Below are 25,282 nucleotides of genomic sequence, written 5' to 3' on the forward strand. Positions count from 1 at the left end.
GCAGGTTCGCCGCCACAGGCAAAGCCTCATCAACCTGTTGTGAGACACAGGGTTTTGCGACCTTGGTCCAATTCGCGGCATCCGGAGGCCCGCCTAGTGTCCGGGAATGCGCGCCCTCATCCTCCGCATCCTGCTGCTGTGCCTTCTGGTGATCAGCGCCCCCGCGCGGGCCGAACCGCTGGACCGGGAGGCGATGGCCGCGCGCATCCTGCCGCCCTTCACCCTGGGCGAGCCCCTGAATGACAAGGGGGTCTGGTCGCTCCTGAATGCCGGGGGCGCGCTGGCGGGGTATGCCTTTGAGACCGAGCCCATGGCCCCCCTGCCCGGCTTTTCCGGCAGCGCGATCAACCTGCTGGTGCTCCTCGATCTGGAGGGGCGGTTCGAGCATGTGCTGCTGGTCTCCCATAACGAGCCGATCTTCGTCTCCGGGCTGGGCGAGGCTGCGTTCCACAAGTTTTTCGAGCAGTATCGCGGGCATTCGATCTCCGACAGCCTCGTGGTCGGCACGCCCTATGGCGGCGGCGATGCGGGGGGCGGTCTGGTCTATCTGGACGGGGTGACCAAGGCGACGGCGAGCGTGCGGATTGCCCATGAGTCGATCCTTGCGGCCACCTTGCAGGTCGCCCGCGAGAAGATGCAGGGCGTGGCCACCGGCCCCCCGGCCCATCCCGATCCCGACTATACCGAGGATCTGGATTTCGCGGCTCTGCAAGCAGAGGGGCTCTTGCTGCGCAAGACCGTCAGCAATGCCGAGGTGCAGGCGCAGTTCGAGGATACGCTTTGGGAGGATGATGATCCGGAGGCGCTGGAGGACCCCGAGGCGGCCTATCTCGACCTCTGGATCGCGGATCTCGGCCCGCCTTCCGTGGCCCGCGCCTTGTTGTCGGAGGACGGCTATGCCGAGCTGCAGGACTTCCTCGAAATCTCGGGCTCCGACGAGCCGATCCTGATGATCGAGACCGCGCGGCATGGGCTGGTTTCACCGGATTTCGTGCGCAACACCTCCCCCGCCTGGCTGTCGATCACCCAGGACGGGCTGCCGGTTGCCCTGCGCGACAGTGACATCTTCGTGGAGCTGCATCCGGACCTGCCCGAGGCCCTGCAGGACGGGGTTGCCATGGTGCTGCGCACGGATCGGCGGCTGGGCTTTGATCCGACGCGGGACTGGGTGCTCGGGGTCGAGGCCGTGCGCAGCCACGGGATGCTGCAGCCCCAGATCGGCAGCGTGACCCTGACCGCGACCTATGCCTCGGATCCGCGGTTTTTTCTGACCCCTGCGATCACCGAACCCCTCGCCCCCTGGCAGGAGGCGCTGCTCAACCGCCAAACCGACCTGATCCTGCTGGCGGTGTTCCTGACCGGGCTCGTCGCGCTCCTGGCGGCGCGGCTGAACTGGCTGGCGGGGCTGGCGGCGTTCATGCCGGTGCGGCTCGGGATCCTCGCGGTGGTGACGGGCTTCATCGGCTGGTGGGGGCAAGGGCAGCTGTCGATCGTGACGGTGCTCGCGACCCTCCGCACGGCGTGGGAGGGGGCGAGTTTCGCCTATCTGCTCTATGATCCCTTCTCGCTGGTGATCTGGGCGGTGGCGATCCTCGGCTTTGTCGCCTGGGGGCGTGGGCTGTTCTGCGGCTGGCTCTGCCCTTTTGGCGCGTTGCAGGAGTTTGCCCACCATCTGGGCCGCCTGCTCCGCCTGCCGCAGATCGAACCCTCGGCGGTCTGGGATAAACGGCTCAAGAGCGTGAAATACATCCTGCTGGCCGGGCTGGTCGCGACCGTGTTCATCGCGCCCGCGCAGATCGACACGGTGGCCGAAATCGAGCCCTTCAAGACCGCCATCACGGTCTATTTCCTGCGGGAGTGGTATTATGTGGCCTATGCGGCGCTCTGGCTGCTGCTCGGGATGGTGCTCTTCAAAGGGTTCTGCCGCTATGTCTGCCCCTTGGGCGCGGTGATGGCCATTGGCGGGCTGATCCGCGGGCGGGACTGGATCGCGCGGCGCGAGGCCTGCGGCTCGCCCTGCCAGCTTTGCAAGGTGAAGTGCAAATACGGCGCGATCGAGCCCTCGGGCAAGGTCGCCTATTCCGAGTGCTTCCAGTGCCTCGACTGCGTGACGATCCATGACAGCCCCAGCCAATGTGTGCCACTGATCCTGGCCGCGCGGCGCGAGGAGCGCAGCTACGGAGTGGCCGCGAAATGAGCCTGAGCCGTCGCCGTTTTCTGACCATTTCCGCCGGGGCGCTGGGGCGCGGGGCCGCGGGCGCGCGGGCCGGGGCGGGCTTCACCCATTGGGAGGGCCAAGCCCTCGGCGCAGCCTGCAAGATCACCCTGCGTGCCCCGCCGCGTCAGGCGCAGCCCGCGCTGGATGCGGCTCTTGCGGCGCTGCGTGAGGTGGAGAGGCTCTTCAACCTCTATGATCCGGGATCGGCCCTGTCGCGGTTGAACCGGACGGGGCATCTGCCTCATCCGGATCCGCGCTTTGCAGAGCTGGTGGAGCTCGCCGATCAGATGCACAACGTGACCGAGGGGCGGTTCGATCCGAGCATCCAGCCCCTCTGGTCCGCGCTGGCCCGGGGCGGGGATGCAAGGGCGGCCCGAGCGCGGGTCGGCTGGGACCGGGTCGCCTGGCAGGACGGCGCGTTGCGGCTGGCCCCGGGTCAAGCGCTGAGCTTCAACGGGATTGCCCAGGGCTATGCCACGGATCTGGTCTCGGAAACGCTGAGCGCCCATGGTTTCGGCGATCTTCTGGTCAATATCGGGGAGTTTCGCGGCACGGGCGGGCCATGGCGGATCGGTCTGCAAGACCCGGATCAGGGCCTGCTCGGGACGCGGATGCTGCGCAGCGGAGCCATCGCAAGCTCAAGCCCGCGCGCGCTCCATCTGCGCGATGGGGCGACCCATATCCTCGATCCCCGCGGGGGGCGTGGTCCGCAATGGTCAACTGTGTCGGTGGAGGCCGAGACAGCGGTGGTCGCAGATGCGCTCTCGACGGCGCTGTGTTTGGCGGACCGCAGCGCCGTACTGCGGATCAAATCTCGTGTCCCGGGGGTGGAGCGGATCACCCTCGTGGATTTCGAGGGCGATCTCGTCACGCTCTAGGCATGTTTATCGCGGGTGTTCAGTGCACATGCACCGGCGACATCTCGTTCTGGCGGGCCAGCACGAAGGCCGTATCCCGGTCGGTGACCAGCGCGAGGCGCTCGCCCGTGTCGGAATGCACCGCGAACAGCTCGGACGCATCCTCGAGCTGGGCCTGCACATCCGCCGGCAGCTCGGCCATGTCCACAGGGCGGACATAGACAATCGGCTGGCCGTTCTGGGTCACGTCGTCGAAATCATGGGTCATTCGGAGCGCTCCTTCTTGCGGCTGTCCTTGGAGGGGGTGATCTGGATGGTCTGGACCACGGTTTCAGGCACGTCGCGCTTGAGATCCACGTGGAGCAGGCCGTTCTCCATGGTCGCGCCGCTCACATCCACCCCGTCGGCAAGCACGAAGCTGCGCTGGAACTGGCGCGTGGCGATCCCGCGATGGAGAAAGATCCGGCCCTCGCTGTCATCGCGTTGGCGACCGCGGATCACGAGCTGGCGATCCTCGACGGTGATCGAGAGGTCTTCTTCCTCGAACCCGGCCAGCGCAAGGGTGATGCGATAGCGGTTCTCGGAGGATTGTTCGATATTATAGGGCGGATATCCGTCATTCCCGGATTTCGCCGTGCGCTCCACCAACCGTTCAAGCTGGTCAAACCCAAGCAGAAACGGGTGCGCGCCCAAAGTCATCTTCGTCATCGTGCTGTCCTTCGAAAAGCGACCTTCCGCGCGCGGTCCCGACTGGCAACCGGCGCTTATTCAGAAATATGGGGGGCGTGGCCCCATGCGACAAGTGTTCGGGGCCTGCCTGCGGCCAAAGGCCTTTCGCGATTGGAGGAATCCCTTTAAAACCGCAGGGCGAGTGAGTTGGAGTGACGGGTATGCATGGCACCGGCGAGATGAGCCGAGAAGAGGTGCTCAAGGTCGAGCTGGAAGTGCTGCGCAGCGAGCACCGGGATCTCGACGAGGCGATTCAGGCTCTGGCGGAACGCCCGGCGCCCGATCAGCTGACCCTCAAGCGTCTCAAGAAGAAGAAACTGGCCCTGAAGGACCAGATCACCCGGATCGAAGACCAGCTCACCCCGGATATCATCGCATAGGCGAGAGGCCATCAGCGGCAGCGCGTTGCCAAGCCACGGCGCTTGGCTATAGTGCCGCTTTCCCAAGAGACGGAGAGGGATATGAGCGTGAGCGTTGGGATCATCATGGGCAGCCAGTCCGACTGGAAGACCATGCGCTTGGCGGCCGAGTTGCTGGATGAGCTGGGCGTGGCCTATGAGACGCGGATCGTGAGCGCCCATCGCACGCCCGACCGGCTTTGGGAGTATGGCAAGACCGCCGCCGAACGCGGGTTGAAAGCGATCATCGCCGGGGCCGGTGGGGCGGCGCACTTGCCGGGCATGATGGCCTCCAAGACCCGGGTGCCGGTGATCGGCGTGCCAGTGCAGACCCGGGCGCTCTCGGGTGTGGACAGCCTTTATTCCATCGTGCAGATGCCCAAGGGCTTCCCCGTGGCCACCATGGCGATTGGCGAGGCGGGTGCGGCCAATGCGGGTCTGATGGCGGCAGCGATCCTCGCCAATGAGGACGCCGATCTGGCCGCGCGGCTCGATGCCTGGCGCGCCGCGCTGGCGGCCTCGATCCCGGAGGTGCCGGTCGATGAGTGATCCCCTCTCCCCCGGTGCGGTGATCGGCATTCTCGGCGGTGGGCAGCTCGGACGCATGCTGTCCATGGCGGCGGCCCGGTTGGGCTTTCGCTGTCACATCTTCGAGCCTGGGGCCAACCCGCCCGCCGGTCAGGTGGCCGAGAAGGTCATGACCGCGCCCTATGACGATCTCGACGCCCTGCGCGCCTTTGCCGAGGGCGTGGATGTCATCACCTATGAGTTCGAGAACATCCCGACCGAGGCGCTGGACGCGTTGGAGGCTCTGCGCCCGATCCATCCGGGCCGCATGGCGCTCGCCAAGAGCCAGGACCGACTGGTCGAGAAGGAATTCCTGCAAGGACTTGGGCTGACCACGGCGCCTTTTGCGCCGGTGGACGACGCGGCCAGTCTCGCGGCCGCGCTGGCCGAGATCGGCACGCCTGCGATCCTCAAGACCCGGCGGCTGGGCTATGACGGCAAGGGCCAGGCCCGGATCCAGAGCTCCGAAGAGGCCGAGAATGCGCTCGCGGCCATGGCTGGAGCGCCTGCGATCCTCGAAGGCTTCGTCAATTTCTCCCATGAGGTGTCAGTGATCGCCGCACGCGGGCAGGATGGCGCAGTGGCCTGTTTCGACCCCGGCGAGAATGTCCATCGCGACGGCATCCTTGCAACCACGACCGTGCCTGCGCGCCTGCGCCAGAGCCAGCGCATGGATGCGGTGATCCTCGCGGGGCAGATCCTGAACGCGCTGGACTATGTGGGTGTGATGGGGGTCGAGTTGTTCGTGACGCCCGGCGGGCTGGTGGTCAATGAGATCGCGCCGCGGGTCCACAATTCCGGCCATTGGACCCAGACCGGTTGCGTCGTGGATCAGTTCGAGCAGCATATCCGCGCCGTTGTCGGCTGGCCCCTCGGGGACGGGCAGCGCCATGCGGATGTGGTGATGGAGAACCTGATCGGCGACGATATGGACCGGGTGCCCGCGCTGGCCACCGAACGGGACGTCGCACTGCACCTCTATGGCAAGGCCGAGACCCGCGCGGGCCGCAAGATGGGCCACGCAAACCGGCTGATCCGGCCCGAATAGGCCCCGGACGCCCGCGCGAGATGCGGCGGGTGGGGTATTCGCCGCAGAGGATCCTTTGGACGGCGAAAGCACGCGGCACGGTTGCCTCGGAGAGGGGAGACCTTCCGAGGTTTCCCGTCGGGAAATGAGAGTCGGCTGGGGCCTCTATTCCGACGACTGAAGCCCCCCACCCCGCCGCTATTTTAGCGGCTTGCGCATCCGCAAGCTGCTCTGCTCAGGCGGATGGGGCATCCGCAACCTTTCCCTATTTGGGCGGATTGAGCATCCGCCCGAGGGGTCGACCGGCCAGGATATGGATGTGCAGGTGGGGAACCTCCTGCACGCCGATCTCCTTGGCGTTGGAGATCAGGCGGAACCCGTCCTCGCCCACGCCCAGCATCTCGCAGACCTTCGCAATCGTCCGCGTGTAATCGAGGATCTCCGCATCCGACGCCTCGGCGGCGAAATGATCATAGGTCACGTAAGGCCCCTTGGGGATCACCAGCACATGGACCGGCGCCTGGGGATAGATGTCGTGGAAGGCCAGGGTGTGCTCGGTCTCCAGCACGGTCTTGTTGGGCAAATCTCCACGCAGGATCTTCGCAAAAATGTTCTCGGGGTCGTAATTATGGGCCATGCCAATCCTCAGTCACTGAACAGGTGATCCGACCGGGCGAGCGCCTCGGCCTGAGCCTCCGGAATGCCGAAGAACCCGGCCAGGGCCACCGCATTGCCATCGGCGGAGTTCTGTTCGCTGATATAATAGACATCGCCAAAGCCCGCATCCCGTATCTGCTCCCGCTCCAGCGCAATCTCGGCGCGGATCGTCGGGACGGCCTGATCGAGCACGGTTTGGGGCGAATGCTCTGCCGCGAGGCCGATGCGTTTCGCGTGCCCCACCAGATATCCATCGGAGAAATCGCAATCGATCACCAGAAGCCGCGTGGTGGCGCGGTCGGCGAAGAAATCCCGCATCAGATCCAACGCGCTCGGGTCGATGCAGAGGGCCAGGCGGTCGGTCTCAAAACAGCTATAGAGGAGCCGCACGAGCGACCGGCGATGGCGATTGCGCTTGTCGAGCGTCTTGTCGAGCCCGCCGAGATCGGGCAGTTCGCAGTCTTCTTCGTGAAAGGCGAAGGCGACCCCCTGCAGGCCCAGATCCTGCTGCGCCCGGGTCAGGAGCCGTTTGGCCACATGCCACTTCTTGCACGCGATCAGAAGCAGTTCCCGCTCCGGGCCTAGACTGCTCGCCGCCTCCCAGAACCGGGGGGCGTAGCGATGGCCGATCCGCCCCTGCCCGGTCAGAAACCCGTGCAGGCGCCGCCCCTCGTTAGAGATCGCGAAGCCGCGCCCGGTCTCGGACCAGAGCGCGCCGAGCCGGTCCTTGAGCTCCTGCGCCTCGGGCGAGATCTTGCGCGCAAAGAGCGCCTCTTGCCCCAGCAGCATGTCATGGTGATCGTTGTAGAACGTCACCGGCATCCCGTAATCCGAGAACATCAGGAAGGTCGGCGTACGGCTTTCGATCTGGGCGTCGGGCACCAGATGTCGGGTCAAGGTCTGGAAAAACGTCTCATCCGGGATCCAGGTCGTCGCGAAGAAGCGCAGCACCTCGGGCCGTTCGGCGCAAAACGCGAGGATCGCCTCGATGGTGCTGCGGCGCAGGCACCACCATTGGGAGCCGATCTGCATGGTGAGATCCGCAGGCACCGGGCGGCGCAGGCGCAGGGCCCGCTGAAGTGCGAGAGATCCATAGAACAACTGCCGCTGGGTGCGCTCGTTGAACCAGTGTCGATAGCGCAGCCGGTCTTCCTTCATCCCCGTGCGGATCCAGTCGGAATTGAAGAAGTCCACCGCCTCAATGTAGTCGCAATCACGCCGGTCGAGGAAATCATGGGCGTATTCGGCCGATTTGATCGGCATGCAGTCGCCCGAGACCATGTAGAAATGGCTCGCATCGGGCCAGGCCGCCTCGGCCACACGCACCGCCTCCAGCGTGGCGGCCACAAGCGACCACTCGCCCCAACCGCATTTGTGGCGGCGCGCGGCAAACCGGACCTGCGGATTATCCTTCAGCGCGCTCCGGATCGCGGCAAAATCCTCCGCCCTCGCGCGCGCATCGAAATGCACGGCCACATAATCGCCTTCGGACGTCAGACGCCGCGCCTGGGCGATGATCGCGTCAGGATCCTTGTGGCACAGGAGGATAAAGGCAATTCTTGCCAAGCCGTGCAGCCTCGTGTCAGCTTCGGGGTGCTCCCATAGACCGTGAAGAGTCTTTACAAATCAATGATGCATTCATTTTTTTGACGCATCCTCGCGCAAACAGACGGAGGCAAGATGGGATTTCCCGGGACCTGGATGACCGAAAGCGGCTCCATGATCTATCGCGTGGTGCCGAAATGCGCCTGCTCGACCATCGGGCAGATCATGTTCTATTCGGACAATGGCGCGTTTTTTGTCGGCGACATCCATGACAGCAAGGACCGGCTGCACAAATGGGGTCAGGAGGCGAGCCGCCCGGCGATCGAGGCCGGGATTCGCGACCATGGCGGGCTGGTCTTCACCTGCGTGCGCAACCCCTATACCCGGATCCTGTCGGCGTTTTTCGACAAGATCGCGGGGATCCAGCGGAACGGGAACCGCTATCGGGGCAAGCTCGTCCCGATGCTGACCCAGCGCTACGGCGTGGATGTGGAGGGCGATTTCGATCAGATCGCGAGCTTCCGCCGCTTCCTTCTCTTTGCCCGGGACACGATCCGCTATCGCCGCCCCATGGATCCGGATATCCACTGGTCGGCCATGTCGGGCCATGTCTCGACGCTCGTGGCCAATGGCGGGCGCTATGACCGGGTGTTTTTCACCGAACGGTTTCAGGAGGGGATGGCGGATGTGCTGGCGCAAGTCTCGACACCCCATCCGGTGGATCTGGAGACGATCCCGCGGTTCAACGAATCCGAAGGGCATGGGCCGAAGCGGCTCCATCCGGTGGAGGACTATTTCGACGATCTCGCGATGCATCTGATGTATGAGATGTACAAACAGGATTTTGAGCTTTTCCATTATGAGTTCGAGAACCCGGCCAACAAGATGCCCCTGGGCGAGGTCGATCTCGACGAGGTCCATGCCAAGCTCGGGCCCCGCGCGGTGGCGTGACCGCGAGACGTCCGCCATGTGCGCAAACAAAAAGGCCGCCCCGAAGGAGCGGCCTTTGATGTTCTGACGCCAAGGCTCAGTCGCCCAGAGCGATCCCTTCGCGGCGCGGATCCGCAGCCCCCAGCAGTCCCTCCCCGAGCGTGATCACATGCAGGCCAGAGGTCAGGCCGCGCGCGTTCATCTTGAAGCCAAGCCCCTCCAGCGCGGGGAGGAGATCCTCGGCGCTGGTACCGGCCTCCACATCATAAGTGCCAAAGCGGTTCACCAGATGCGGCAGGGCGACGGCCTGTTGCGGGTCGAGTCCCCAGTCGAGCTGCGCGATGATCGTCTTGGCCACATAGCCGATGATCCGGCTGCCCCCGGGGGAGCCGATCACCATGCTCGGCGCACCATCCTTCATCACGATGGTTGGAGACATCGACGAGCGCGGACGCTTGCCCGGCTCGAGCCGGTTTGCGATGGGCACGCCCTCGCGATGGGTGCGGAAGGAGAAATCCGTCAGCTCATTGTTGAGCAGGAAGCCCCGCACCATGAGCCGCGAGCCGAAGCCGTTCTCGATGGTCGTCGTCATCGACAGCGCGTTGCCGTATTGATCCGCGATCGAGATATGGGAGGTCGAGGGCAGCTCGATGCTCTCGTCATCGGCCCAGAGGAGCGCGTGGTCAAACTCTGGGCTGCCGGGGCTGACACTCTCCAGCGCCGCATCCGTATCGAGCAGGGCCGCGCGTTCCGCGAGATAGGCAGGCGCGACGAGCCCTTGGGTCGGCACGGGCACGTAATCACTATCGGCCATGTAGCGGCCCCGGTCCGAGAAAGCCAGCCGCGAGGCATCGCCGATCAAACGCCAGGCTTCGGGGTTCTCCGCCCCCAGCGCCGAGAGGTCATAGCTGTCGAGCATCCCGAGGATCTGCCCCACGGTCAGCGCGCCGCTCGACGGCGGGCCCATGCCGCATACCTCATGGGCGCGGTAGGTGGCGCAGACCGCGGGCCGCTCCTTCACCTGGTAGAGATCCAGATCGGTCATCGAGAGGACCCCGGGATTGCCCGGCGCGGTGCGGACCGTGGCGACGATATCCGCCGCGATCTCGCCACCATAGAAGGCGTCCACCCCGAGGGCCGCAATCTTGCGAAGCGTGTCGGCGTAGTCCGCATTGACGAGAATATCCCCCTCGGCGAGCGGCGTGCCCCCGGGCAGGAAGTAGTCGCGGGTCGTGGCAAAGCGCGAGAGCCGCTCCGCATCGCCAGCCACGAGGCTCGCAAGGCGCGGTGAGACCGGGAAGCCGCCATCGGCCAGCGCGATCGCCTCGGCAAAGAGCCCCGCCCAATCCTGCGTGCCCCATTGGGCATGGGCCTCGGCCATCAGAGCGGGCGTGCCGGGCGTGCCGACAGAGAGGCCGCCCACCACAGCGTCAAAGAACTTCAGCGGCTCGCCGTTTTCATCCTGAAAGAGCGTCGGCGTCGCCGAAAGCGGCGCGGTTTCGCGGCCATCGAGGGTCGTCACCTCGCCCGAATTCGCGTCATACCAGACGAGGAACGCGCCCCCGCCGAGCCCGGAGGATTGCGGCTCCACCAGACCGAGCACGGCCTGAACCGCGACCATGGCATCCGCCGCTGTACCGCCCTCGGCGAGCACGCGCGCGCCCGCCTCCACCGCATGGGGGTTGGCGGCGGCGACCATCCAGGTCTCAGCGGCCACGGGCGCGCCTGCCTCTTTGGTGGCCAGGGCCGCACGGGCGGCCTCGGAAATGCCCGAGAAGGGGCCAGAGGCGCTGGCGGCCTCGGGCGCGACGCTGTCTGCAGCTTCCTGCGCGAACCCGGCGGTGCCGCTCAAGGCGATGAGGGCCGCAAGGGTGATGTGCTTTGTCATGATATTCTCCCACTACCGCCCCCATGGTAGCGAGTTTCCACGAACTGGAAACAGTGGACTGCGCCCTTTCAGACGGTCTCGGCAAGAAGCTGTTAACCAAAAATTTGCCTCTGACCCGTAGGTCAAAGGCATGGAGATCGGATCATGAGGATGGGGGCTGTCAGGCCCGGCGCGGGCTCAAGGCCATTTGGCCTCGGGCGGCAGGCTCATGAGCACGGCAGTGGCGTCGTGGCCGGTCTCAAGCCCGAATTTCGTGCCCCGGTCATAGACCAGATTATACTCGGCATAGAGGCCGCGATGGACAAGCTGCGCCTCTTTGTCGGCGTCGGTCCAGGGCAGGTTCCGGTTGCGCTCGGTCACCGGCAGGAAGGCCGGAAGGAAGGCGCGGCCCACATCCTGGGTGAAGGCGAAATCCGCCTCCCAATCGCCGGTGTTGCGGTCGTCATAGAAGATCCCGCCGACACCCCGCGCGCGCCCGCGATGGGGGACAAAGAAATACTCATCCGCCCATTCCTTGTACTTGGGATAGAGCGCGGCATCATGCTTGTCGCAATACTCTTTCAGCACATTGTGGAACTCGGCCGTATCGGCCTCTTTCTCGATGCAGGGGTTCAGGTCCGAGCCGCCGCCGAACCACCAGGTCTGCGGGGTCCAGAACATGCGGGTGTTCATATGGACCGCCGGGCTGTGGGGGTTGCGCATATGAGCCACGAGGCTGATGCCCGAGGCCCAGAAACGCGGATCGGTGTCCATGCCGGGCACGCCCTTGCGCGCGGCCATGGCGGCCTGGGCGCGCGGGGCGAGCTCGCCATACACCGTGGAGATATTGACCCCGACCTTCTCGAACACACGCCCACCGCGCATCACGCTCATCAGACCGCCGCCGGCATCGGACCCGTCCTCGGAGGCGCGGCTGGTCTCGCGCACATCGAAGCGCCCGGCCGGGAGATCGGCGAAGGGGCCTTCGGCCTGCGTGTCCTCAAGCCCCTCGAATGCGGCGACAATCTCATCGCGCAGGGTGCGGAACCAGGACGAGGCACGGGCCTTGCGCTCGGTGAAGTCTTCGGTCATTTCGGTCTCCTTCGTCTGGAGTTCTGGCTAGCAGTTTTGCCCGCCAGTGTCAGGTCCCAATGACACTCCGCCTGTCTCTTTTCATGCTCGCGGCGCTCTCCGCCTGCGCCGTTCCGGACGAGGATATGTGCTTTGCCGTCGCGACGCGCGAGCTGGCGACGGTCTATTCGCTTATCGCGCAAGCCGAAGATTCGGCCCTGCGGGGCTATCGACTCGAAGAAGAGACCTGGGTCGATCTCGATGTCAGCGATTGCTATGCGACCCTGTCACCGCGCACGATCTGCACCAATCAGTTCGAGACCAAGCGCGACCGGCCCGTGGCCGTGGATGAGGATCAGGAGCGCAAGATTGCCGCGGATCTGCGGGCGCGGATCCCGGGCCTGAAGGAGCGGGCGCGGGCCGACTACGACGCTTGCATGCTTAATGCGCGGGCTCAGTAACCGGGTCGAGCAGGGTCCGCCCGCCATCGATGGTGATGATCTGACCCGTGACGAAGCCGGACCCCGCCGAAGCGAGGTATTGCACCGCATCCGCGACCTCTGAGGACTTCGCGATCCGGGACATGGGCGTGCAGTCGAGGATCTCGCCGCGCAGGGACTTGTTGTCCTTCAACACGTCCTTGAGGCTCGCGCTCATTACGCTGCCGAAGGCCACGGCATTGACCCGGATCCGGTGCTCGGCCAGAGCCACGGCCATGGAGCGGGTCATCTGGTCCAGCGCCGCCGAGGCCACGGAATAGCCCAGAAGCTGCGCATGGGTCTGGCGCGCGGCAATCGAAGACAGGTTGACGATGGCGCCCGCCGGGACCTCATCATCGCCCTCGGCCACGACCTGCTTGATCATGCGTTTGGCCACGAGTTGGCTCAGGCGCAGGGCCGTCATCAGGTTCTGCTCCAGCATCGGGGCGACATTGTCCTCATCCGGGTCGAGCGGGTCCGAGACCATCATCTGGCGGCTGGCATTCACGAGGATATCCACGCGGTCAAACGCATCGATCGTGGCCGAGAGCAGGTTCGCTTGGGTCAGACGCTCTCGCAGATCGCCCGCATAGTAGCGCGCGGAGCCGTCCTGCTCGCTGGCCTTGCCGACCTCATCTTCGAGCCGTGCCTCGTCGCGGTCTGCGAACATCACATTCGCGCCATGGTCCACGAATTGGCGCGCGATGGCGAGGCCAACCCCGTTGGCCGCCCCGGTGACGATGGCGGTTTTTCCGGAAATAGAGAAGGACATACGTCGTCTCCGATATCATGAAAGGGGATCAGCCGCGGCGCGCAGCACCGGATTGGCGCGGTTTGCGCGCATGCACGATTTTGTAGCCTTGAGCCTCGGTTACGGTCTGCGTCTCCGCAAAGCACTCTGCGAGCGTGTGCTCATAGGGCAAATGGCGGTTTGCCACAAGGGCGAGCACGCCCGCGGGCTTGAGGAGGCGCGCCGCCGTGCGCAGGAACATCTGGCCCAAAGCCGGGTCGGCCTTGCGCGCCGTGTGGAAGGGCGGGTTGCACAGGATCGCGTCATAGCGCTTGCCCGGGGCGAAGACCGAGGCGTCCTCCCAGAGGAAGCGTGCACGCGGATCGTCGATATTCCGGCGGGCGGCTTCGAGCGCGTCGAACTCCGCCTCCACCAGATCAATGCCGGTGATCTCCGGCCGCGCGAGCACGCTGCGCGCGAGATATCCCCATCCGGCCCCGAGATCGAGCAGATCGCCCCGGATCCCCGAAGGCAAATGATCGATAAGGAGCGCAGAGCCTGCATCCACCGCCCCGGCCGAAAAGCCGGCCAGGGCCGTCTCCCAGCCCTCCGGCGCGTTCGGTGTCGGGGTCAGCGCCGCCACTGCGGGAACAGGGTCCGGCACGTGCCCCCAGAGGATCTTGCCATGGGCCTTCGCGTCGCTGTCCAGATCCGGAAGCAGGGGTTTGGCCGCCTTGATCAGGCTGTCGATGCCATCGGTCTTCTGCCCATCGATGACGATCAACCCGCCCGCTCCGGTCCGCGTGATGGCCTCGGCCAGCAGCGCCCTCGCATGATCCTTGGCCCGCGGCGCCCAGAGATAGGCCGCCGCGAAGTCCCCCTCGGCCCCCGGCTGGACCTCATATCCGGCGCGATCCCAGGCGGTGAACTCCGGGCGGAACCCGTGGACCACCTGGGTCCGGTCCTGCGGCAGGCCCTCGGTCCCGGCGGGCGGGCGCAAGGCAAGGACCCGACCCTCAGGCCAGTCGAAATAGGCGCGTTCCAGCGCGAGCTTGAGACGGGGAGACGGCATCGGCAACGCGGAGACGCGTTATTCCTTTTCCATGGTGCATTGCAGCGGGTGCTGGTGCCGCCGCGCGAAATCCATGACCTGCGCGACTTTGGTTTCGGCGATCTCGTAGGAGAAGACACCGACCACGGCGAGGCCCTTCTTGTGCACGGTCAGCATCAACTCGACCGCCTGGCCATGGGTCATGCCAAAGAACCGCTCGAGCACATGGACCACGAACTCCATCGGCGTGTAGTCGTCATTCAAGATCATGACCTTGTAGAGCGGAGGTTTCTCCGTCTTGGTCCGGGTCTTGGTGATGACGCTCGTGTCATCCTTCGGCGTGCCGGGATCATCAGACATGGCTATCGGGGTGTATCCTGTCATTCGCAACCGCTCTGGTCATGCGCGTTCCCGTGGCAATATAAGCCCTATGACCGGTCTGAAAAGAGCAAGGCACCGGGAATGGCGGACAAAAGGGTCGCGCCGGGGACGCTCCGGTCCGGTTGAAGGCAGGCGAGATGACGAAATTAACCACGATTGCGTTCGATGCGGATGACACGCTCTGGCAGAACGAGCAGTTCTTTCGTCTGACCCAGGATCGATTCGCCGAGCTTCTGGCCGATTATGTAGAGCGGGACCACCTGCATGCGCGCTTGCTGGAGGCAGAGCGGCGCAATCTGGGCCATTACGGATTCGGAATCAAAGGCTTCGTTCTGTCGATGATCGAAACCGCGCTCGATGTGACCGAGCGCCGGGTGCCCGGCGCGGTGATCGCCGAACTTCTGGAGGCCGGGCAGGAGATGTTGCGCCATCCGATCCACCTGATGCCCGAGGCCGCCGAGACCATTGCCACCCTGTCTGGGCGGTATCGGCTCCTCGTGATCACCAAGGGGGATCTGCTGGATCAGGAGCGCAAGCTGGCGCAATCGGGCCTTGGCGATCTCTTCGATGCGGTCGAGATCGTCTCGGACAAGACCCCTGACACCTATACCCGCGCCTTTGCCACGGACCCCCATGGTCCGGCGGGCGCGATGATGGTCGGCAACTCCCTGAAATCCGATGTGATCCCGGCCATCGCAGCCGGGGCTTACGGCGTGCATGTCCCCCATGACCTGACCTGGGAGCTGGAGCATGCCGCGCCGCCGGTTGAGTCTCAGCGCTTCCACGAGGTGCCCGATCTTGGCGCGCTTCTCCCGCTGATCGACCGGCTGATTGCCTAGGCGCTATGGGGCGTGAGCTTGGCAGCCCCAAGATGTGGGACGAACGCCCTTAAAATCAGCGCTATTATTAACCTAAAAATCGTTCCTCGCGCGCGCCTTACGTGCTATCCTTCATCCATACAAAAACGCGGTGCATCCAACGAGGCGCACCCAGAGGCAGCAATTAGGATCGAGCAGACATGGCACGCCATAGCCTAGAAGGATTCCGTATAGCCGCGGTCGTTCTCCTGTGCCTAGCGGCACATTTGAGCGTCAAACCCGCATCCGCCGCGCCCTATGCGGCGATGGTGATGGATGCCCGCACCGGGGAGGTTTTGCATTCGCGCAACGCGGATACGCGCCTGCACCCGGCCTCCCTGACCAAGATGATGACGCTTTATATCGCGTTCGAGGCCGTGCGCCTGGGCGAGATCGGGCTGGACACAAAGGTGCGCGTCTCGAAAAAGGCCGCCGCCGAAGTGCCCTCGAAAATCGGCCTGCGCGCGGGGCAGAAGATCGCCCTGCGCTACTTGATCCGGGCCTCGGCAGTGAAATCCGCCAATGATGCGGCCACGGCGATTGGCGAGGCGATCTCGGGCTCCGAAGCGGCCTTTGCCCGGCGGATGAACCGCACGGCCAAGGCGCTCGGCATGAGCCGGACGACCTTCAAGAACGCCCATGGCCTGACCGAGGATGGGCATCTCTCTACCGCGCGGGACATGACCATTCTGGGGCGGCACCTGTTTTACGACTATCCGGAGTACTACAACCTCTTCTCGCGCCGCTCGACCAACACGACCATGGGCACGGTGAACAACACCAACCGGCGGCTGCTGAATGCCTATCGCGGCGCGGACGGGATCAAGACCGGCTATACGCGGGCGGCGGGGTTCAACCTCGTGGCCTCTGCCGAGCGCGGGCAGGAGCGAATCATCGCGACCGTCTTTGGCGGGCGCTCCACCGCGACGCGGAATGCGCGGGTGGCAGAACTGCTCGACATGGGGTTCCAGCGCGCGCCGACCCATGCAGCCGTGCGCAAACCCGGCCTGCCCCGCTATGACACGGCGGTGGCCTCGGTCACACGCACGAGCACCCAGTTGGCCAAGAGCCCGCGACCTGCGGCCCGTCCGCTGCGCGGGGACACTGTCCCGGCGGAGACCGGCGAAGCGCTCATCGCGATGCTCAGCCCCTCGGTGCAGGTCGCCGTTGCAGACACCACGGCCAGCCTCGCCGCGGTGGAAAGCGATGCCGCCGAAGCCGCAGCGGAAAACGCGCCGGAGCCGGTCACGACTGCCATGGCGTCGCTGGTGCCGCAGCAGCTCGGTTTTGCGAGTGTCCCCAGGGCGCAAGGCGCGGCCGCCGCTGCGATGCCCGCCTTGGCCAAGCCCCTGCCGATCCCCGAGCCCCGCCGCTTTGCGGATGTGGGTCCGGAGACCGAGCCCGAGGTGGTCACCCGCGTCTCGACCTCCGGCGGGCGGCAATGGGGGATCCATATCGGCTCCTACACGACCCGGTATCAGGCCGAGCGCGTGCTGCTGAAGATCGCGCTGAAAGAGACGGGCACCCTGGAGCAGGCTCTGCGCAAGGTGTCCCAGCGGGGCGGCAAGTACGACGCGAATTTCGTCGGCCTGACCGAGGAGAGCGCTGCGATGGCCTGTCAGCGACTGGCGGCGCAGAACGTGCCCTGCGATCCGGTCAGCCCGACCTCCTAGGATTTCGGCTTATCGTCGAACTCGTCTGACAGAATGCGATTGGCGTCCCCTTCGGGGTCGTCAAACTGCCGGGCCTTGACCATCCAGAAGAACCCGGCGAGGCCGAGCCCCCCAAGGATCAGTGAGATAGGGATGAGGTAGCTCAGGATTTCCATGGGTTACCGGACCCGCAGCGCATTGAGGCTGACCGAGATCGACGAGAGCGACATGGCCAGGGCCGCCGCGAGGGGTGTCGCAAGGCCTGCAATGGCAAGCGGGACAGCAATCACGTTATAGACCGTTGAGATCGAGAAATTCTGCCGAATCAGGCGTGTGGATTTGCGCGCGGTCTCGAACGCATCGCCCAGGGGGGCGAGATCCTTGCCCAGAAGCACCACGTCCGAGGCCACCCGCGCCGCATCTAGGGCGCTGGCCGGCGAGATCGAAACATGGGCCGCAGTCAGCGCTGCCGTATCGTTGAGCCCGTCTCCCACCATGAGGACCCGGTGACCGGCCTCGGACAGCGTGGCAATCTCGGTCGCCTTGTCTTCGGGGCGGCAGCTGGCCTGCCAGTCGGTGATGCCGAGATCGGCGGCAATCTGGGCCACAGGCGCCGGCGCGTCGCCGGAAAGCAATTTGATCCCCAAGCCCCGGGCGCGCAGGGCCTCAACCGCCTCGGCGGCACCGGGGCGCAGCGCATCGGCGAACTCGAACGCGACCGGGGCCTGCTGACCGATCCGTAGCCATGTGGCCGTCACATCGCGCGCCTCGGCGCCGACCCAGTCGGCGCGGCCGAGGCGCAGATGCTGCCCCTGCCACTGGGCTTCGATCCCGTAGCCGGGAACCTCGCGGATCTCCTCCAACCCGGGCGCGTCCGCGCTTGGCGCGTAAGCGGCGAGCGCCTGGGCCAGGGGATGCGCCGAACCCCGGGCAAGACACGCGGCGAGCGCCATGGTCTCCGCCGGGATCGCCTCGGCATTCTGCAGCACCGGCTGGCCCAGTGTCAGGGTCCCGGTCTTGTCAAAGACCACGGTGTCCACTTCGGCCAGACGCTCCAGCGCCGTGCCGCTCTTGATCAGGAGCCCGCGCCGGAAGAGCCGCCCGGAAGCCGCGGTCACCACGGCGGGCACGGCGAGCCCCAGCGCACAGGGGCAGGTGATGATCAGGACCGCGCTCGCGATGTTCAGAGAGAGCCGCAGGTCCGAGGAATAAAGCAACCAACCCAGCCCGGTGACCGCCGCCAGGATATGCACCCCCGGCGCGTAGAGTGCCGCGGCCTTGTCGGCCAGCGAAGTGTAGCGCGAGCGCGCATTCTCGGCCACGGCGACCAGTTCGGCCATCCGGTGAAGCGAGCTGTCCTCCCCCGCTGCGGTCACCCGCAGGGTCAGCACCCCGGTCAGGTTCATCTCTCCCGCCGACACAACCGTGTCCGGATGGGCCTGAACCGGCAGCGTCTCACCAGTCAGGAGCGAGCGGTCGAGCTCGGACACGCCCTCGGTGATCACCCCATCCGTGGGGATCCTCGCACCCGGCGTGACCCGGATCAGGTCCCCAACCGAGAGCTCGGAGATCGCGGTCTGCACTTCCGTGCCGCCCACAAGCTTGGTGGCGCGGGGCACTTCGAGCGCGGCCAGCTCCTGCGCTGCGGAGCGTGCCGAGGCCCGGGTCCGAAAGTCGAGATAGCGCCCCGCCAGCAGGAAGAAGGTCAGCGAGACGGCAGCATCGAAATACGCATGCGCCCCGGAATGGGCCGTCTCATAGAGGGACATGCCCACCGCCAGAAGGATCGCAAGCGAGATCGGCACATCCATGTTCAGCCGCCCACCGCGCAGGGCCGCCCAGGCACTCACGAAGAAGGGCTGGCCACAGAACCCCACCGCCGGGATCGCTATTGCCGCCGAGATCCAGTGGAACATGTCCCGTGTCGCCGCCTCGGCCCCGGACCACACCGCCACCGAAAGCAGCATGATATTCATCATCGCAAACCCCGCCACGGCGAGGCGCATCAGAAGCTCGCGCGCCGGGCGCTCCGCCTCGGCATTGCCAAGCTGGCCGGGATCGAGCTCATAGGCCTCGAACCCGGCTTCGGTCAGCCGCGCGGTCAGAGCCTCGGCGGAGGTCACCTCCTCCTCGATCTCGACCTGCGCGCGTTTCAGGGTCAGGTTGACCCGCGCCGCCCGCACGCCCGGGGTCTCGTGGAGCAACCGCTCCACCCCGGAAATACAGGCCGCGCAATGGATCTTGGGCAGGCTAAGCACAACGCCCCCGCGCACAGCCCGGCTGCCGAGGCTTTCGGCCAGCGGGGCGGCGGCACAGGCCGGGCAGGCGGAGGCGCCGGCCGGGCTGGGGCTATCTGCGCTCAGATCCGACATCTCAGCCTTTCACATAGAAGATCATGCGCTGCTTGAACTCGGTGCCGTCCTCGGCCCGCGCCACCAGCCGGATGTTCCAGTTGCCGCCGTCCAGCGAGACCGGCGCGACATAGTCCTCACCACTCCAGCGGAAGGGCGGCGTCTGATCATCCCGCACATGGGTGGAGCGCCCGAGGGTGATATCCACCAGTTGGGCCCGCACGGGCGCGCCCTCGGCATCGGTGAAACTCAGATGCAGCACGCCATCCTCGACGCGCACATCCGTGCTCCAGCCCAGCGCCTCCTGGGCGGCGCGATCATCGTCGAAGGTCTGGCTCGCGACATAGCTGTTGCTGACCTCAAGCCCCGGAAAGGTGCCGACCGCATTGACGGCCATGGTCACGTTCACCGCGATGATGATCCCGAAGGCCCCGACCATGATCATCAGCATATGGCGACCGGTGAATTCCTTTTCCTGCGTCTTGCTCATTTGCTTCCCTTTCCGTTGAACACGGTGTCCTTGTAGGCGCGCTCGCCCGATGTGAAATCCTCGACCCAGAGCCGGAATTCGGTCCGGTCGCTCTCGGCGGCACCCGAGCCGCTCGGCCCGACCACATAGACCCGCTGGAGCTGCGTGCTGTCGGCGGGCACGGTGACCCAGAGGCCCTCGGTCCCTTCCAGATCGATCTGCAGGCTCTGACCTGCGGGCGTCTCGGCCTCGAGTGTGAGGTCGAAGCGGCGATCCTCCCCATGCTTGTTGAGCAGGCGCACCTCATAGGTGTTGCGGATGTCACCATTGGAGAGGGTCACGAAGGTCGGGTTGCGCACGGGGGCGACGGTCATTTCGATCTCCGAGCGCAAGAACAGCGCGACGGTCAGGCCAATCCCCACCCCGGCCCAGAGCACGGTGTAGAGGATCGTGCGCGGGCGCAGGATATGCGCCCAAGGGTGCTTGCCCTTGCCGCCCGCGCGTTCCGTGGGCTCGTCCGAGAGCGCCATGTAGTCGACCAGCCCGCGCGGCTTTCCGATCTTGGCCATGATGTCGTCGCAGGCATCGATGCAGAGCCCGCAGGTGATGCATTCCATCTGCTGACCGTTGCGGATGTCGATCCCCATGGGGCAGACATTTACGCAGGCCATGCAGTCGATACAGTCGCCCTTCTCGGCGGCATCCTCGGATTTGCGATGCTTGCCCCGCGGCTCGCCACGCCAGTCGCGATAGCCGATGGTGATCGTGTCTTCATCCATCATCGCCGCCTGCACCCGCGGCCAGGGGCAGGCATAAATGCAGATCTGCTCGCGCATGAACCCGCCAAAGACAAAGGTCGTCGCGGTCAGGATCGCGATGGTCGTATAGGCCACAGGATGGGCGCTGAAGGTCAGCAGATCGACCAGAAGCTGCGGCGCATCGGTGAAATAGAACACCCAGGCCCCGCCGGTTGCCACCGCGATCAGCAGCCAGGTGATCCATTTGGTCACCCGCAGGCGGATCTTGCGTGCGTCCCATTTCTGGCGGTGCAGGCGCAAACGGTTGTTGCGGTCGCCCTCGATCCAGCGCTCCACCAGGATGAACAGATCGGTCCAGACGGTCTGCGGGCAGGCATACCCGCACCAGACGCGGCCCATGGCGGAGGTAAAGAGGAAGAGGCCGAGCCCGGCCATGATCAACAGGCCCGCCACGAAGTAGAACTCATGGGGCCAGATCTCGATGATGAAGAAGTAGAAGCGGCGGTTGGCCAGATCCACGAGCACCGCCTGATCCGGCAGGTTCGGCCCCCGGTCCCAACGGATCCACGGGGTGATGTAGTAGATGCCGAGGGTGAACAGCATGATCCACCACTTCAGCGAGCGAAAGGTCCCTTTGACACGACGCGGGAAGATGGGTTCCCGCGCAGCATAGAGTGATTTGGGTTCCTCAACGGATGACACAGAGCGACTCCTGAAACGTAAAGCTTAGTGTAGCATTTGGATTTTTTACCGGGGCTCTACATTGACCTGAGTCAAATCCAGCCGGCGGATTGCGTCCATCGGGCACTGTGACGCGCAGCGCCTCGAGGCTGACCTGCCCCTGTGCTGACAGCGCGAAAACAGCATGAACATGGGGTTAAAACCGCCTTCCGGGCTGCGCGGACCCGCAGGCCCCCTGCCCGTCGGATCCCTTGCGACAAAACAACACCGCCCCCCAGAAATGCGCGAACAGGCTGGAGGGCGGTGCCGGGGCCGAGCCGCCGCGCGGCGGCTCAGGTATCTTGATGCGGGTGGGGCTACTCGCCCCCGCCCAGCTGGTGCACATAGGTCGCCACCGCGGCCACATCGGCCTCCGACAACCGGTCGATCCAGCTCGGCATCACACCGAAGCGGGAATAGCGCACGGTTTCCTCGATGGTCTCTGCGTCGCCCCCATAGAGCCAGATGGCATCCGTGAGGTTCGGCGCGCCGCCATAGATGTCGCCCGTGCCGTCATCCATGTGACAGGCCGCGCAGTTGTCGAGGAACACGGTCTCGCCCGCAGCCACGAGGGTCTCGTCTGTGGCCGTACCGGAGAAGTTCATGACATATTGCACCACCGATGCGATCTCGTCATCGGACAGGATCTCATCAAAGGCCGTCATCTCGGAATAACGCGCGTCGAGGTCGTTCTCGTTGCGAATGCCATGGGCAATCGTCAGCTGGATCTCCTCAATCGTGCCGCCCCAGAGCCAGTCATTGTCCAGCAGGTTGGGATAGCCCACCGCACCAGCCGCACCGGAGCCGTGACACTGGGAGCACCAGGAGCGGAAGACCGCCGCGCCGCCGGAGACAGCATAACGATAGAGCTCGTCATTCTCCGCCAGCGTCGTCAGATCCGCCGAGGCCAGCATCGCGTCGAGCTCGGCATTCGCCGTATCAAAGGCCGCGATCTCCTGCGCCACTTCGGCCCGTGTGGAATAGCCCAGCAGACCCGGGGTCGCCCCCTTGATCAGCGGCCAGGCCGGATAGGCGATGGTGTAGAGCACACCCCACAGGATGGTCGCGTAGAAGGTCCACAGCCACCAGCGCGGCATCGGGTTATCGTATTCCTCGATACCGTCCCAGGAATGGCCGGTTGTCGGCACGTCCTGCTTGTCTTCGGGTTTTTTACTCATAGCCGCGCCTCCTGGTACTGGGCGATCCGTTCGCTGACCTCAGGCAGGCCAGCGGATCGGGCCGCGGCGGGTTTGTCATCGTGACGGAACGGGATGTTGGCGACGTCCTTGTGGGTGTTCTTGCTCCCCGGGCGCAGGGCCCAGATGACCACTGCGATGAAGAAACTGAACAGGAACAGCAGCATCCAGCTATCTGCGAACTGCCGCAGGATCGAATAGGTATCTTCCATATCAATGCCTCCTAGCGGCTGGCATCGGCTTCGAAGGTCGAGAAATCGACCAGCGTGCCGAGCATTTGCAGATAGGCCACCAGCGCATCCATCTCGGTCAGCTGAGGCTGGCCATCGAAGTTCCGCGTCTGCGCCTTGGGATAGCGGGCGACAAGATCGTCCCAGTCGCCATCCGGATCCGCCTGGACCCGGAAGTCGGCCTGCGCGGATGCAATCATCTCATCCGTGTAGGGCACGCCCACCATCTTGTGGGTCTTCAGCAGGTCGCCGATGTATTTGCCGTCCAGCTCGCGATCCATGAGGAAGGCGTATTTCGGCATCACCGATTCCGGCACGACCGATTGCGGATCGATCAGGTGATCCACATGCCAGTCATCCGAGTAACGGCCCCCCACACGGGCGAGGTCCGGCCCCGTGCGCTTGGAGCCCCACTGGAACGGGTGGTCATACATGGACTCAGCCGCGAGGCTGTAGTGGCCATAGCGCTCCACCTCGTCGCGCATCGGGCGGATCATCTGGGAGTGGCAGACATAGCAGCCCTCCCGGATGTAGATCTCCCGCCCCTGCAGCTCCAGCGGGGAGTAGGGGCGCATGCCGTCCACTTCCTCGATGGTGTTCTCCAGATAGAAGAGCGGTGCGATCTCGACGATGCCGCCGATGGTCACCACGAGGAAGCTGAAGACCAGCAACAGCGTGGCGTTCTTTTCGAGGACCTTGTGCTTTTCAAGAATAGCCATTTGTCAGTCCCTCCTTATTCCGCGGGGGCTGCGATCGGGGCGGAAGCTTTCTTCGCTTCGCCACGGGTCACAGTCCACCAAAGGTTGAGGCACATGATGATCGAGCCAGCCAGGTACAGGACCCCGCCGAGACCGCGGACCACATACATCGGGAACTTCGCGGAGACGGTGTCTGCAAAGGAGTTCACGAGGAAACCCTGCGCATCCACTTCGCGCCACATCAGGCCCTCCATGATGCCGGTGACCCACATGGCCGAGGCGTAGAGAACGATCCCGATCGTGGCGAGCCAGAAGTGCCAGCTGACCATGGAGAGGCTATAGAGCCGCTCGCGGTTCCACAGGCGCGGCACCAGGAAGTAGAGCGCGCCGAAGGTGATCATGCCGTTCCAGCCCAGAGCGCCGGAATGCACGTGGCCAATGGTCCAGTCGGTGTAGTGGCTCAGGCTGTTGACCGCGCGGATCGACATCATCGGACCCTCGAAGGTCGACATGCCGTAAAAGCCGATCGAGATCACCATCATCCGGATCACCGGGTCGGTGCGCAGCTTGTCCCAGGCGCCCGAGAGCGTCATCAGGCCGTTGATCATGCCACCCCAGCTCGGCATCCACAGGATGATCGAGAACACCATGCCGAGGGTCGAGGCCCAGTCCGGCAGCGCGGTGTAATGCAGGTGGTGCGGACCCGCCCAGATATACAGGAAGATCAGGGCCCAGAAGTGAATGATCGAGAGCTTGTAGCTGAAGACCGGGCGTTCGGCTTGCTTGGGCACGAAGTAATACATCATGCCGAGGAAGCCCGCCGTCAGGAAGAAGCCCACGGCGTTATGGCCGTACCACCACTGCATCATGGCGTCCTGAACACCGGCAAACACCTGCACGGAGCGGGATCCGAAGATCGAGACCGGCAGCGACAGGTTGTTGCCCAGATGGAGCATCGCCACGGTGACGATGAAGCTCAGCAGGAACCAGTTGGCCACATAGATGTGCTTTTCCTTGCGGGTCATGATCGTGCCGAGGAAGACCGCCAGATAGGCGACCCAGACCACGGTCAGCCACAGATCCACATACCATTCAGGCTCGGCATATTCCTTGGACTGGGTCGCGCCCAGAAGGTAGCCCGTGGCTGCCAGCACGATAAAAAGATTGTAGCCCCAGAACACGAACCAGGCGAGATTGCCGCCCCAGAGACGCGACGCCGACGTGCGCTGTACGATGTAGAAGGACGTGCAAATCAAGGCGTTGCCGCCAAACGCAAAAATCACCGCACTGGTGTGCAGCGGTCTCAGGCGTCCGAAGTTTGCATATCCCTCGGCCCAGGCGAAGTTGAGCGAGGGGAAGGCCAGCTGAAACGCGATGAACGTCCCCGCCAGAAAGCCCACCACACCCCAAAAGGCCGTGGCCACGACGCCGTAGCGCACAACGTCGTCCATATATTCACTTGTATCGATTGTCTTCGGTTCGTCCACACGACGCACCTGCCAGAGGAACATTCCCCCGGCGATCAGCATGATCAAGACAGCGTGGACCTGATAGGCCAGATCGCGGGCGTAGTTGGCAGCGATTGCTGCCGCCAGAGCGACCAGACCAAGCAGTACGATTTTAACGTAATCCCACATTGATCGTCCCTTCGTTAATCCGTTCGTGTGACCGACTCGCGGGACACTTCGGTGTTAATTATGGGATTTACATGCGGGTTATGCGGGGGCGGATCCTTGATCCATGTCAAAGATCCGGAACGAGGGCGCAAAGAAGTCCCGCCCGCCGCAATAAGTCGCAGATCTGACAGCCTTGGTGTCTGATTTTGTTGACATTTTCGGGGCCGA

General features: G+C 64.7%; 26 protein-coding genes. 9 read left to right on the plus strand and 17 right to left on the minus strand.

What is annotated here, in order from left to right; genetic code table 11:
* Window positions 1-106: 106 nt before the first annotated feature.
* Together ACP153_RS12835 and ACP153_RS12840 are read left to right on the plus strand one after the other, a co-directional pair.
* A complete protein-coding gene (locus ACP153_RS12835; protein WP_424971392.1) occupies window positions 107-2,197 on the plus strand; it encodes a 4Fe-4S binding protein in 2,091 nt (696 codons plus the stop codon).
* Complete coding sequence (locus ACP153_RS12840; protein WP_424971393.1) at window positions 2,194-3,096, plus strand: FAD:protein FMN transferase; 903 nt, start codon at window positions 2,194-2,196, stop codon at window positions 3,094-3,096. The genes ACP153_RS12835 and ACP153_RS12840 overlap by 4 nt, the downstream gene beginning before the upstream one ends.
* 19 nt (window positions 3,097-3,115) lie before the next feature.
* Here ACP153_RS12840 and ACP153_RS12845 read toward each other — a convergent pair whose 3' ends face one another.
* Together ACP153_RS12845 and ACP153_RS12850 are read right to left on the minus strand one after the other, a co-directional pair.
* On the minus strand, window positions 3,116-3,343 hold the full coding sequence (locus ACP153_RS12845) for a DUF1150 family protein (protein ID WP_424965477.1): 228 nt from the start codon (window positions 3,341-3,343) through the stop codon (window positions 3,116-3,118).
* Window positions 3,340-3,783 (minus strand): Hsp20 family protein, encoded by a 444-nt coding sequence (locus ACP153_RS12850; protein WP_424971394.1) that lies wholly within the window; start codon window positions 3,781-3,783, stop codon window positions 3,340-3,342. Before ACP153_RS12850 ends, ACP153_RS12845 begins: the two co-directional genes overlap by 4 nt.
* Before the next feature lie 182 nt (window positions 3,784-3,965).
* Between ACP153_RS12850 and ACP153_RS12855 the strand changes: the two genes are divergently transcribed.
* From ACP153_RS12855 to ACP153_RS12865, 3 genes are all read left to right on the plus strand, one after another.
* Window positions 3,966-4,184: a YdcH family protein gene (locus tag ACP153_RS12855; protein ID WP_424971395.1), complete on the plus strand. Its 219-nt coding sequence runs from the start codon at window positions 3,966-3,968 to the stop codon at window positions 4,182-4,184.
* A gap of 81 nt (window positions 4,185-4,265) precedes the next feature.
* Entirely contained in the window at window positions 4,266-4,751 is a 486-nt protein-coding gene (purE, locus tag ACP153_RS12860; protein WP_424971396.1) for a 5-(carboxyamino)imidazole ribonucleotide mutase, read from the plus strand.
* On the plus strand, window positions 4,744-5,817 hold the full coding sequence (locus ACP153_RS12865; RefSeq protein WP_424971397.1) for a 5-(carboxyamino)imidazole ribonucleotide synthase: 1,074 nt from the start codon (window positions 4,744-4,746) through the stop codon (window positions 5,815-5,817). Before purE ends, ACP153_RS12865 begins: the two co-directional genes overlap by 8 nt.
* A 244-nt stretch (window positions 5,818-6,061) precedes the next feature.
* Here ACP153_RS12865 and ACP153_RS12870 read toward each other — a convergent pair whose 3' ends face one another.
* Together ACP153_RS12870 and ACP153_RS12875 are read right to left on the minus strand one after the other, a co-directional pair.
* Window positions 6,062-6,433: an HIT domain-containing protein gene (locus tag ACP153_RS12870; protein WP_424971398.1), complete on the minus strand. Its 372-nt coding sequence runs from the start codon at window positions 6,431-6,433 to the stop codon at window positions 6,062-6,064.
* An 8-nt stretch (window positions 6,434-6,441) separates the two neighbouring features.
* Window positions 6,442-8,019, minus strand: coding sequence for a DUF5928 domain-containing protein (locus ACP153_RS12875; protein ID WP_424971399.1), 1,578 nt, complete (start codon window positions 8,017-8,019; stop codon window positions 6,442-6,444).
* A 114-nt stretch (window positions 8,020-8,133) separates the two neighbouring features.
* Between ACP153_RS12875 and ACP153_RS12880 the strand changes: the two genes are divergently transcribed.
* Window positions 8,134-8,949 carry a sulfotransferase family protein gene (locus ACP153_RS12880; protein ID WP_424971400.1) on the plus strand — a complete coding sequence of 272 codons (816 nt, stop codon included), beginning with the start codon at window positions 8,134-8,136 and terminating at the stop codon, window positions 8,947-8,949.
* Between the two features lie 76 nt (window positions 8,950-9,025).
* Here ACP153_RS12880 and ggt read toward each other — a convergent pair whose 3' ends face one another.
* Window positions 9,026-10,816 (minus strand): gamma-glutamyltransferase, encoded by a 1,791-nt coding sequence (ggt, locus tag ACP153_RS12885; protein ID WP_424971401.1) that lies wholly within the window; start codon window positions 10,814-10,816, stop codon window positions 9,026-9,028.
* A 177-nt stretch (window positions 10,817-10,993) separates the two neighbouring features.
* Window positions 10,994-11,887 (minus strand): oxygen-dependent coproporphyrinogen oxidase, encoded by an 894-nt coding sequence (hemF, locus tag ACP153_RS12890; RefSeq protein ID WP_424971402.1) that lies wholly within the window; start codon window positions 11,885-11,887, stop codon window positions 10,994-10,996.
* A gap of 59 nt (window positions 11,888-11,946) precedes the next feature.
* Between hemF and ACP153_RS12895 the strand changes: the two genes are divergently transcribed.
* Window positions 11,947-12,327 (plus strand): hypothetical protein, encoded by a 381-nt coding sequence (locus ACP153_RS12895; protein WP_424971403.1) that lies wholly within the window; start codon window positions 11,947-11,949, stop codon window positions 12,325-12,327.
* On the opposite strand, the gene ACP153_RS12900 is transcribed toward ACP153_RS12895, so the two are convergent.
* Genes ACP153_RS12900 through clpS form a run of 3 tightly spaced genes read right to left on the minus strand, consistent with a single transcriptional unit; the run spans window position 12,308 to window position 14,486 of the window.
* Window positions 12,308-13,117 carry an SDR family NAD(P)-dependent oxidoreductase gene (locus ACP153_RS12900; RefSeq protein ID WP_424971404.1) on the minus strand — a complete coding sequence of 270 codons (810 nt, stop codon included), beginning with the start codon at window positions 13,115-13,117 and terminating at the stop codon, window positions 12,308-12,310. The genes ACP153_RS12895 and ACP153_RS12900 overlap by 20 nt on opposite strands.
* 28 nt (window positions 13,118-13,145) lie before the next feature.
* Window positions 13,146-14,147, minus strand: a complete 1,002-nt coding sequence (locus tag ACP153_RS12905; protein ID WP_424971405.1) for a class I SAM-dependent methyltransferase — start codon at window positions 14,145-14,147, stop codon at window positions 13,146-13,148.
* Window positions 14,148-14,165: 18 nt separating this feature from the next.
* Window positions 14,166-14,486 (minus strand): ATP-dependent Clp protease adapter ClpS, encoded by a 321-nt coding sequence (gene clpS / locus ACP153_RS12910; protein WP_424966018.1) that lies wholly within the window; start codon window positions 14,484-14,486, stop codon window positions 14,166-14,168.
* Between the two features lie 158 nt (window positions 14,487-14,644).
* Here clpS and ACP153_RS12915 point away from each other — a divergent pair, with 158 nt between their 5' ends.
* Both ACP153_RS12915 and ACP153_RS12920 read left to right on the plus strand, forming a co-directional pair.
* On the plus strand, window positions 14,645-15,346 hold the full coding sequence (locus ACP153_RS12915; protein ID WP_424971406.1) for an HAD family hydrolase: 702 nt from the start codon (window positions 14,645-14,647) through the stop codon (window positions 15,344-15,346).
* Between the two features lie 284 nt (window positions 15,347-15,630).
* The gene (locus tag ACP153_RS12920) at window positions 15,631-17,037 is read left to right on the plus strand and encodes a D-alanyl-D-alanine carboxypeptidase family protein (protein ID WP_424971458.1); all 1,407 of its coding nucleotides are present in this window, start codon (window positions 15,631-15,633) and stop codon (window positions 17,035-17,037) included.
* Here ACP153_RS12920 and ccoS read toward each other — a convergent pair.
* The 8 genes from ccoS to ccoN all read right to left on the minus strand — a co-directional run bounded on the left by ccoS (window position 17,034) and on the right by ccoN (window position 25,075).
* The gene (gene ccoS, locus ACP153_RS12925; protein WP_424971407.1) at window positions 17,034-17,192 is read right to left on the minus strand and encodes a cbb3-type cytochrome oxidase assembly protein CcoS; all 159 of its coding nucleotides are present in this window, start codon (window positions 17,190-17,192) and stop codon (window positions 17,034-17,036) included. The genes ACP153_RS12920 and ccoS overlap by 4 nt on opposite strands.
* A gap of 3 nt (window positions 17,193-17,195) precedes the next feature.
* Window positions 17,196-19,388 carry a heavy metal translocating P-type ATPase gene (locus ACP153_RS12930; protein WP_424971408.1) on the minus strand — a complete coding sequence of 731 codons (2,193 nt, stop codon included), beginning with the start codon at window positions 19,386-19,388 and terminating at the stop codon, window positions 17,196-17,198.
* A gap of 1 nt (window position 19,389) precedes the next feature.
* The gene (locus tag ACP153_RS12935) at window positions 19,390-19,857 is read right to left on the minus strand and encodes a FixH family protein (RefSeq protein WP_424971409.1); all 468 of its coding nucleotides are present in this window, start codon (window positions 19,855-19,857) and stop codon (window positions 19,390-19,392) included.
* Window positions 19,854-21,296, minus strand: a complete 1,443-nt coding sequence (gene ccoG, locus ACP153_RS12940; protein ID WP_424971410.1) for a cytochrome c oxidase accessory protein CcoG — start codon at window positions 21,294-21,296, stop codon at window positions 19,854-19,856. The genes ACP153_RS12935 and ccoG overlap by 4 nt, the downstream gene beginning before the upstream one ends.
* Before the next feature lie 335 nt (window positions 21,297-21,631).
* Entirely contained in the window at window positions 21,632-22,492 is an 861-nt protein-coding gene (gene ccoP, locus ACP153_RS12945; protein WP_424971411.1) for a cytochrome-c oxidase, cbb3-type subunit III, read from the minus strand.
* Window positions 22,489-22,722 (minus strand): cbb3-type cytochrome oxidase subunit 3, encoded by a 234-nt coding sequence (locus ACP153_RS12950; protein WP_424971412.1) that lies wholly within the window; start codon window positions 22,720-22,722, stop codon window positions 22,489-22,491. Before ACP153_RS12950 ends, ccoP begins: the two co-directional genes overlap by 4 nt.
* Window positions 22,723-22,733: 11 nt before the next feature.
* Window positions 22,734-23,459, minus strand: a complete 726-nt coding sequence (ccoO, locus tag ACP153_RS12955; protein ID WP_424971413.1) for a cytochrome-c oxidase, cbb3-type subunit II — start codon at window positions 23,457-23,459, stop codon at window positions 22,734-22,736.
* Between the two features lie 14 nt (window positions 23,460-23,473).
* A complete protein-coding gene (gene ccoN / locus ACP153_RS12960; RefSeq protein ID WP_424971414.1) occupies window positions 23,474-25,075 on the minus strand; it encodes a cytochrome-c oxidase, cbb3-type subunit I in 1,602 nt (533 codons plus the stop codon).
* Window positions 25,076-25,282: the final 207 nt, after the last annotated feature.

This window comes from Dinoroseobacter sp. S76 (genome assembly GCF_049801095.1).
In the GTDB taxonomy this organism is placed as follows: domain Bacteria; phylum Pseudomonadota; class Alphaproteobacteria; order Rhodobacterales; family Rhodobacteraceae; genus Dinoroseobacter.